Source organism: Kitasatospora sp. NPDC058965 (genome assembly GCF_042741245.1).
In the GTDB taxonomy this organism is placed as follows: Bacteria; Actinomycetota; Actinomycetes; order Streptomycetales; family Streptomycetaceae; genus Kitasatospora.
In genome coordinates this window covers 18,307-27,574 of sequence record NZ_JBHYKG010000095.1, presented here as the reverse complement: position 1 = coordinate 27,574, position 9,268 = coordinate 18,307, and the positions used below count along the sequence as shown (strand labels likewise).

The window sequence follows — 9,268 nt, the reverse complement described above, 5'->3', positions numbered from 1 at the left end:
GTATTAAACCCTCCTTTTTGTGGGGCCCTGGATTTTTTTTTCAAACCGCGGGGGGGGGTGGGGGGGGGGGGGCGGGGGGGCCCCGCCCCCCCCCCCCCCCCGACCCGGGCGCCCGGGAACACGGCCACCGGGGCCGACCTGGCGTACGTGATGTACACCTCCGGGTCCACCGGCCGGCCCAAGGCGGTCGGTGTCACCCACCGCAACATCCACCAACTGGTGCGCCGGGGCCGGTTCGCCGACCTGGGCGCCGACGAGGTCTTCCTGCACGTCGCCTCGCTCTCCTTCGACGCGGCGACCTTCGAGCTGTGGGGGGCGCTGTGCAACGGCGCCCGGGTGGCGATCGTGCCGGCCGGGATCCCGAGCGCGGCCGCGGTCGAGGCGGCGGTGCGCGAGCACGGCGTCACCCTGGCGCTGCTGACCGCGGGCCTGTTCCAGCACGTGGTCCGAACCCGGGAGACGGCGTTCGCGACGGCCCGCCGGGTGCTGGTCGGCGGGGACGTGCTGCCGCCGGCCGAGTCCCGGGTCCTGCTGGCGCAGGGCGTGGAGCTGAGCAACGTCTACGGACCGACCGAGTGCACCGTCTTCTGCGCCGTCCGCCGCGGTGTCACCGGGGCCGAGACGCTGGCCGCGGTACCGATCGGCCCGCCGGTGCCCGGGGCCACCGCGGCCGTGCTGGACGAGCGCGGTGAGCCGGTGCCGGACGGGGAGTACGGCGAACTGGTGGTCGGTGGACCGGTGGTGGCGCAGGGCTACCTCGGCCGGCCGGCACTGACCGCCGAGCGCTTCGTCCCCGACCCGCTGGCCGCCGAGCCGGGGGCGCGCCGCTACCGGACCGGCGACCTGGTCCGCCGGGACGCCGACGGCACGCTGCACTTCGCGGGCCGGGCCGACCAGCAGGTCAAGATCCTCGGCCACCGGGTGGAGCTCGGCGAGATCGAGGCCGCGCTCGGCACCCACCCCGAGGTGCGCTCCGCGGTGGTGGCGGTGCACCGCACCGCCGCCGGGGACAAGCAACTGGTCGGCCACGTCGCGGTCACCGCCGCGCTCGCCGAGCCGGTCGGGCCGGCGCTGCGCGCGTACCTGCGCGACCGACTGCCCGAGTACCTGGTGCCGACCGCCTGGGTCCGGCTGGACGAACTGCCGCTGACCTCGAACGGCAAGATCGACCGGGCCGCCCTGCCGGCCCCGGCGCCCACCGGCGACTACGCCCGGCCGGCCCCGGACGGCCCGGTGGAGCAGGCCGTCGCCGAGGTGTGGGGCGAACTGCTGGGCGTCGACCGGATCGCGGCCGACGACGACTTCTTCACGCTCGGCGGCCACTCGCTGCTGGCCACCCAGGTGGTGGCGCTGCTGTGCGAGCGGTTCCCGGTCGAGCTGCCGGTCAGCGCGGTCTTCGAACACCCCACCGTCGCCGGGCTGGCCGCCGCACTGGTCCGCGCGCTCACCGACCATGTCGCCCAACTATCCGATACAGAGGTGGAGTCGATGCTGACGCAGGTGAGCGACGGATGACCGCGCTGCCCACCGAACCCGCCCCGCTCGACCCGGGCGACCAGCGCCGGGCCCTGCTGGAGCGGCTGCTGACCACCGGCCGTGCCGCCGCGGTGCCGGCCGACACGATCCCCCGGGCGCCGCGGCAGGGGCCGCTGCCGCTCTCCTTCGGCCAGCAGCGGCTCTGGCTGCTGGAGAACCTGCGGCCCGGCACCGCCGAGTACGTGGTGCCGATCGGCTGGGAGCTGCACGGGCCGTTGGACGTCACGGCGCTGCGCCGCGCGCTGGCGGCGCTGCTGGAGCGGCACGAGGTGCTGCGCACCCGCTACCTGGAGAACGACTCGGTGCCCGGCCAACTGCCGCTGCCGGCAGGGGAGCTGGACTTCGAGCTGATCGAGCTCGGCGGGCCGCAGGGGTTGGCCGAGCTGGTCGAGGCGCAGGCGCGCACCCCGTTCGACCTGGGCGGGCGCGGGCCGGTCCGGGCCCGGCTGGTGCGGTTCACCGACGTGCACCACGCGCTGCTGCTGACCTTCCACCACATCGCCTTCGACGGTGCCTCGGCCGGCCTGCTGGCCCGTGAACTCGGTCTGCTGTACCCGGCGTTCGCCGAGCGGGACGGCACGGTCCCGGCCGCCCCGGCGATCCAGTACGCGGACTTCGCGGCCTGGCAGCGCCGCCCCGGCGCCGAGGCCGCGACGGCCGGGCAGCTGGCCTACTGGCGCGAGCAGTTGGCCGGCGCCACCGCGCTGGAGCTGGCCTGCGACCGGGCCCGCCCGGCGGTCTTCGACCCGGCCGGTGCGCTGCACCCGTTCACCGTTCCGGCAGAACTCGCCCGGCAGCTGACCGCGTTCGGCCGCAGCCGGGGCGCCACCCCGTTCATGGTGCTGCTGGCCGCGTTCCAACTGCTGCTGGCGCAGCACGCCGGCCGGACCGACGTCACGGTCGGCTCGCCGGTGGCCGGCCGGACCCGGGCCGAGGTCCAGGACCTGATCGGCTTCTTCGTCAACACCCTGGTGCTGCGCACCGACCTGTCCGGCACCCCGTCCTTCGCCGAGGCCGTCGACCGGGTGCGGCAGACCGCGCTGCGCGCCTACGAGCACCAGGACGTCCCGTTCGAGCGGCTGGTGGAGGAGCTGGCCCCGGAGCGGGACCTGTCCCGCAACCCGCTGTTCCAGGTGATGTTCGCGCTGAACGGCCCGGGCGAGCTCGGCTTCGGCGGCGCGGGGGTGCGGGCGACCGCGCTGGAGCTGCCCTGGCACAGCGCCAAGTTCGACCTGACCCTGCACCTGACCGAGCGGGGCGACGGCTCGCTGCTCGGCCGACTGGAGTACGCCACCGCGCTGTTCGAGCCGGAGACGGCGGCCCTGCTGGCCGACCAGTTCACCGTGCTGCTGGCCGCCGTGGCCCGCGACCCGCACGCCCCGGTCACCGGGGCCACCCTGCTCGGGGAGCGTGAGGCGGAGCGGCTGGCCGGCTGGAACGCGACCGAGCGGCGCTACCCCGAGGGCGAGGTGCTGCACGAGCTGGTCCGGGCCCAGGCCGCCCGCACCCCGGAGGCCGTCGCGGTCCGGTTCGAGGGCGAGCAGCTGACCTACCGGGAACTGCTCGCCCGCGCCGAGCGGCTGGCCAGCCGGCTGCGGGCGGCCGGGGTCGGCCCCGAGCGGGTGGTGGCGGTCTGCCTGCACCGCAGCTCGGAGCTGCCGACCGCGCTGCTCGCCGTGCTGCTGGCCGGCGGCGCCTACCTGCCGCTGGACCCGGGGTACCCCGCCGAGCGGCTCGGCCACATGCTGGCCGACTCGGCCGCCCCGGTGCTGCTCACCAGCTCCGACCTGGTCGCCGGGCTGCCCGCGCACCGGGCCTCGGTGGTGCTGGCGGACCGTCAGGACGACTCGGTGGTGGACCGGTTCGTCCCGGTCGCGGTGGACCCGCTGCACCCCGCCTACGTGATCTACACCTCGGGCTCCACCGGCCGGCCCAAGGGTGTGGTGGTCGAGCACCGGGGCATCGTCAACCGGCTGCGCTGGATGCAGGACGCCTACGGCCTGACCGCCGACGACCGGGTGCTGCAGAAGACCCCGTACAGCTTCGACGTCTCGGTCTGGGAGCTGTTCTGGCCGCTGCTCACCGGCGCCACCCTGGTGGTCGCGCGCCCCGACGGCCACCGCGACCCCGGCTACCTGACCGCCACCATGGTCGCCGAGCGGATCACCACCGCGCACTTCGTCCCCTCGATGCTCCGGGTCTTCCTGGCCGAGCTGTCGGACCGCACCGAGCTGGCCCCGCTGCGCCGGGTGGTGTGCAGCGGCGAGGCGCTCCCCGACGACCTGGCCCGGGCCTTCCTGCACCACCCGGCGACCGCGCACGCCGAACTGCACAACCTGTACGGGCCCACCGAGGCCTCCGTCGACGTGACCGCCGCCGCCTGCCGGCCGGGGGAGCGGGTCACCATCGGCCGTCCGGTCAGCAACACCCGGATCCACGTGCTGGACCGCGACCTCGGGCCGCTGCCGGTCCGGGTCCCCGGCCAGCTCTGCCTGGCCGGGGTCCAGCTGGCCCGCGGCTACCTGGGCCGCCCCGCGCTGACCGCCGAGCGGTTCGTCCCCGACCCCGACCCGCGCCACCCCGGCGCCCGCCTCTACCTCACCGGCGACCTCGCCCACCTCAACCCCGACGCCACCGTCAGCTACCGGGGCCGCGCCGACCACCAGGTCAAGCTGAACGGCCACCGGATCGAGCTCGGCGAGATCGAGGCGGTGCTGCGCACCCACCCGGAGGTGGCCGACGCGGTGGTCACCCTGTCCGGGCAGCCCGGCGCCCAGCGCCTCACCGCCCACGTGGTCCCGGCCACCGCCGGTGCCGCCCCCGACCCCGCGCTGCTGCGCCGCCACCTGCGCGCGCAGCTGCCCGAGCCGATGGTGCCGACCGGCTGGACCTCGCTGGCGCGCATCCCGCTGACCGCCAACGGCAAGCTGGACCAGCGCGCCCTGCCCGCCGTCGACGCGCCCGCCCCCAGCGGCGGCGCGGCCCCGCGGACCCCGCTGGAGCATCTGATCGCCGAGGCCTGGGCCACCGCCCTGGAGACCGACCGGGTCGGCGTGCACGACAGCTTCTTCGAGCTCGGCGGCGACTCCATCCGCGCCATCCGCACGGTCGGCCGACTGCGCCGGCACGGCCTGGACCTGACCGTCCAGGACCTGTTCCGGTACCGGACGGTGGCCGAACTGGCCGCCGCCGTCGCCCCCCGGGGCGCCGGCGAGCAGCCGCCGGCGCCCGCGCCGTTCGCGCTGCTCGGCGAGGCCGACCGGGCCCTGCTGCCGTCCGACCTGGTGGACGCCTACCCGCTCTCCCAGGTGCAGGCCGGCATGGCCTTCGAGATGCTGGCCGGCGCCGACCGCGGCAGCTACCTGAACACGCTCGGCTACCCGGTCCGCGACGACGCGCCCTTCTCGGCCGAGGCGCTGCGCACGGCCGCGGCGCTGCTGGCCGACCGGCACGAGATCCTGCGCACCTCGGTCGACCTGACCGGGTACTCCGAGCCGCTCCAACTGGTGCACCGCAGCGCGCCGATCGAGCTGCTCCACCTGGACCTGCGCGAGCTGTCCGGGCCGGACCGGCAGCAGGCGCTGGCGGCGGCGGCCGAGCGCGAGCAGTTCACCCCCTTCGACCTGGCCCGGCCCTCGCTGCTGCGCCTGGGCGCCTGGCAACTGGACGACCGGACGTGGCAGTTGGTGGTGAGCTACGCGCACACCATCCTGGACGGCTGGAGCCAGAACTCGCTGGTGCCCGAACTGCTCGGCTACTACCGGGCGGTCCGGGACGGCCGCGACCCGGCCCCGGCCGCACCGCCGGCCGCCCGGTTCGCCGACACGATCGCGCTGGAGCGCCGGTCGCTGGCCGACGAGCGGGACCGGGAGTTCTGGCGCGACCGGGTGGAGCGGTTCCCGGTGCTCCGGGTGCCCGAGGGCTGGTCGGCCGCGGCCCGGCGGGCCGAGGACGAGCCGGTGGTGCACCGGATGGTCCGGGTCGAGTTCCACGACCTGCTGCCGGGGCTGCGCGCCGTGGCCGGTGCGGCCGGGGTGCCGGTGAAGAGCGTGCTGTTCGCCGCCCACCTGACCGTGCTCGGCCTGATCGGCGGCCGCACCCGGGGCGGCACCGCCTTCAGCACCGGCCTGGTGTGCAACGCCCGGCCGGAGACGGTCGACGGCGACCAGGTCCGCGGCATGTTCCTGAACACCGTGCCGTTCGGCCACGCGCCGACCGCCGCCTCCTGGCCCGAGCTGGCCCGCGCGGTGTTCGCCGAGGAGACCGCGCTCTGGCCGCACCGGCACTTCCCGCTGCCCGCCATGCAGCACGCCTGGGGGCAGGGCCGACCGCTGGTGGAGGTGTTCTTCAACTACACCGACATGCACGTGCTGGCCGAGGCGGACCTGGACTCGGCGGCGGTGGACGACCGCACGCCCAACGAGTTCGGCCTGTCGGTCTCCACGGTGCCGGGCGTGCTGGTGCTGGAGGCCTCGTCGGACCGGATCGGCGCCGCCGAACTGGACCTGCTGGCCCGCTGCTACCGCCAGGTGCTGGCCGGCCTGGTGGCCGACCCGCAGGCCGACCCGCGCCGCTGCACGCTGCCCGAGCCGGACCGCGGCGCACTGCTGGCGCACCGTCAGCCACCGCCGCTGGAGCGGCCGGACCAGGACGTGACCGCGCTGTTCACCGCCCAGGTGGCCCGCACGCCCGAGCAGCCCGCCGTGGTCTGCGGCGCGGCCGTGCTGAGCTACCGCGCACTGGACGAGCGGGTGGGCGCGCTGGCCGCCCTGCTGGACGGCGCCGGAGTGCGGCCGGGCGACGTGGTCGGGCTCTTCCTGCACCGCGGCACCGACCTGCCCGCCGCGATGCTGGCGGTGCTCTCGCTCGGCGCCGCCTACCTGCCGATCGACCCGGAACTGCCCGAGGACCGGATCGGCTACCTGCTGGCCGACACCGGCGCCGCGGTGGTGCTCACCCAGCGGGCGTCGGCCGCCCGGCTGGCGGCGCTGCCGACCCCGCCGCAGCGGCTGCTGCCGGTGGACGGCGCCGACCCGGACGGTGCCGCCCTGCCCCGCACCCCCCGGCCGGCGCCCCGCGCCGCCGACCCGGACGACCTCGCCTACGTCATCCACACCTCGGGCTCGACCGGCCGCCCCAAGGGGGTCATGGTCACCCGCCGCGGACTGGCGGACTTCCTGACGGGCATGCAGGAGCTGCTCCGGATCCGGGCCGGGAGCCGGGTGGCCGCGCTCACCACGGCCTCCTTCGACCCGTCGGTGCTGGAGCTGTACCTGCCGCTGCTGGTCGGCGCGACGGTGGTGCTGGCCGACACCGAGCAGACCCGCGACCCGCAGCGGATGACGGCCCTGCTCGCCGAGACCGGACCGGCCGTGGTGCAGGCCACCCCGGTCACCCTCCGGATGCTGCTGGACGCCGGCTGGCGGCCGGGCCCGGAGCAGCTGCTGCTCAGCGGCGGCGAGAAGCTGGCCGCCGAGCTGGCCCGGCGGCTGACCGCGGACGGGGCGCAGCTGTGCGACCTGTACGGCCCGACCGAGACCACGGTCTGGGCCACCGTCGCCCGGGTGGCCCCGGACGGGACCGCGGCCGACTGCGCGGCACTGCCCGGCACCCGGCTGCTGGTGCTCGACCACCGGCTGGAGCCGGTGCCGGACGGCGTGGTGGGCGAGATCCACCTCGGCGGGGCCGGCGAGGCGCGCGGCTACCACGGCCGGCCCGGGCTCACCGCGGCCGCCTTCCTGCCCGACCCGCACCACTGCGGCGGCCGGCTCTACCGGACCGGTGACCTGGGCCGGTTCGGCCCCGACGGCCGGTTGGAACTGCTCGGCCGTGCCGACCACCAGGTCAAGATCCGCGGCCACCGGATCGAACCGGGCGAGATCGAGGCGGTGCTGCTCGCCGACCCGCGGGTGCGCACCGCGGTGGTCCACCCGGTCGACCTGGGCACCGGCGGGGTCGAACTGGTCGGCTACCTGGTGCCGGAGCCGGGCCGCTGCGCCCCGGAGGCCGACGAACTGCGCGGGCAGCTGGCCCGCACGCTGCCGGAGTACATGGTGCCCGCCGCGTTCGTCGTGCTGCCGACGCTGCCGCTGACGCCCACCGGGAAGATCGACCGCCGGGCCCTGCCGGTACCGGAACGCGCCGACGGGCAACAGGAGTTCGTCGCCCCGCGGACCGAACCGGAACGACTGGTCGCGGCGGCCTGGCGGGAGGTGCTGGGCCTGGACCGGATCGGCGTGCACGAGAGCTTCTTCGACCTCGGCGGGCACTCGCTGCTCGCCACCCGGATCTCGCTGCGGCTGCGCGAGACGGCCGGGCGGGACGTGCCGGTGCGCGCCCTGTTCGACCGGACCACGGTCGCCGCGCTGGCCGCGGCGCTGCCGGACTACCCGGAGTACCTGGCCGCGGCGGCGGTGCCGCTGCTGGCCGGGCGCCGGCGCCGCGGAACGGGGGCGGCCCGATGAGCACGGACCGACCGCTGCGGCACAACCGGGACTTCGTCCTGCTGTGGAGCGGCTCGGCGGTCTCGATCGCCGGCTCCACCGCCTCCACCGTCGCCGTCCCGCTGCTGGTGCTGGCGGTCACCGGGTCGGCCGGCGCCGCCGGCCTGGCCGGCTTCGCCGCCCTGCTCCCGCTGCTGGTCCTCCCGGTGCCCGCCGGGGTACTGGTGGACCGGTACGACCGCAAGCGCCTGATGCTCTGGTGCGACGTGGTGCGCGGGCTGGGCGCGGCGAGCATCGTGCTGGCCTCGGTGCTGGGGCGGCTGACGCTGACCCAGATCGTGCTGGTCGGACTGGTCGAGGGCAGCCTCTCGGTGGTCCACGAGCTGGCCGGGCACGCGGCGGTGCCCAACCTGGTGCCGGACGGCCGGCTCACCGAGGCGCTCTCGCTGGCCGAGGCCCGCGAGCGCGGGGCCACCATGCTGGGCACGCCGCTGGGCGGGGTGCTGTTCGGCCTGGCCCGTGCGCTGCCGTTCCTCTTCGACGCGGTCAGCTACCTGGTCTCCGCCGTCACCCTGCTGCTGATCCGCAAGGACTTCCAGCGACCGGGCGACGCGGCGCCCGGGCAGCCCCGGGAGCCCGCCCTGCCGCAGCTGGCGGCCGGCTTCCGCTGGCTGTGGCGCCAGCCGTTCCTGCGCACCGCCTCGCTGGCGGTGGCCGGCAGCAACCTGCTGTTCCGGGCGCTCTTCCTGGCCGTGCTGGTGCTCAGCCGCACGCTCGGCGCCTCGCCCGCCGCGATCGGGGTGCTGCTCGGCGTCGCCGGGGCCGGCGGCCTGCTGGGCTCGCTGGCCGCCTCCTGGTGCCAGCGCCGGCTGCCGCTGCGCACCGTGGTGATCGGCGCCAACTGGGTCTGGGCGGTGCTGGCGCTCGGCATCGCCGCCACCCGCGACCTGTACCTGCTCGGGGCGCTGTACGCGCTGATGTGGTTCGTCGGCCCGATCTGGAACGTGGCGGTGGCCACCCAGCAGCTGCGCACCACCCCGGACCACCTGCAGGGCCGGGTGCTCGGCGCCAGTGCCCTGCTGAGCGGCGGCGCGCTGCCGATCGGCTCGCTGGCCGGCGGTCTGCTGCTGCAGTACGCGGGCACCGCCACCACCCTCGCCGTGCTGGCGGGCTGGATGGTCCTGCTGGCCGCCGCGGTGAGCCTGGCCGCCCCGGTCCGCCGACTGGCCGACCCGCGGCCCGAACCCGATCCCGAGACCCCGCACGCCCTGCCCACCCCACGCTGACCC

3 protein-coding genes are annotated in these 9,268 nt (G+C 76.3%); all 3 read left to right on the top strand.

Annotated elements, in window-relative coordinates; translation table 11 throughout:
• Window positions 1-57 precede the first annotated feature (57 nt).
• The 3 genes from ACFW1A_RS17915 to ACFW1A_RS17905 are packed head-to-tail and all read left to right on the top strand — an operon-like array spanning window position 58 to window position 9,265.
• Window positions 58-1,515, top strand: coding sequence for an amino acid adenylation domain-containing protein (locus ACFW1A_RS17915; protein WP_380410047.1), 1,458 nt, complete (start codon window positions 58-60; stop codon window positions 1,513-1,515).
• Window positions 1,512-8,000 carry an amino acid adenylation domain-containing protein gene (locus ACFW1A_RS17910; protein ID WP_380410046.1) on the top strand — a complete coding sequence of 2,163 codons (6,489 nt, stop codon included), beginning with the start codon at window positions 1,512-1,514 and terminating at the stop codon, window positions 7,998-8,000. The genes ACFW1A_RS17915 and ACFW1A_RS17910 overlap by 4 nt, the downstream gene beginning before the upstream one ends.
• Window positions 7,997-9,265 (top strand): MFS transporter, encoded by a 1,269-nt coding sequence (locus ACFW1A_RS17905; protein WP_380410045.1) that lies wholly within the window; start codon window positions 7,997-7,999, stop codon window positions 9,263-9,265. Before ACFW1A_RS17910 ends, ACFW1A_RS17905 begins: the two co-directional genes overlap by 4 nt.
• Window positions 9,266-9,268 lie beyond the last annotated feature (3 nt).

Bases quoted from the DNA above. Each gene is read 5' to 3' on its own strand.
- ACFW1A_RS17910 (WP_380410046.1), top strand. From the start codon at position 1,512: ATGACCGCGCTGCCCACCGAACCCGCCCCGCTCGACCCGGGCGACCAG.
- ACFW1A_RS17905 (WP_380410045.1), top strand. From the start codon at position 7,997: ATGAGCACGGACCGACCGCTGCGGCACAACCGGGACTTCGTCCTGCTG.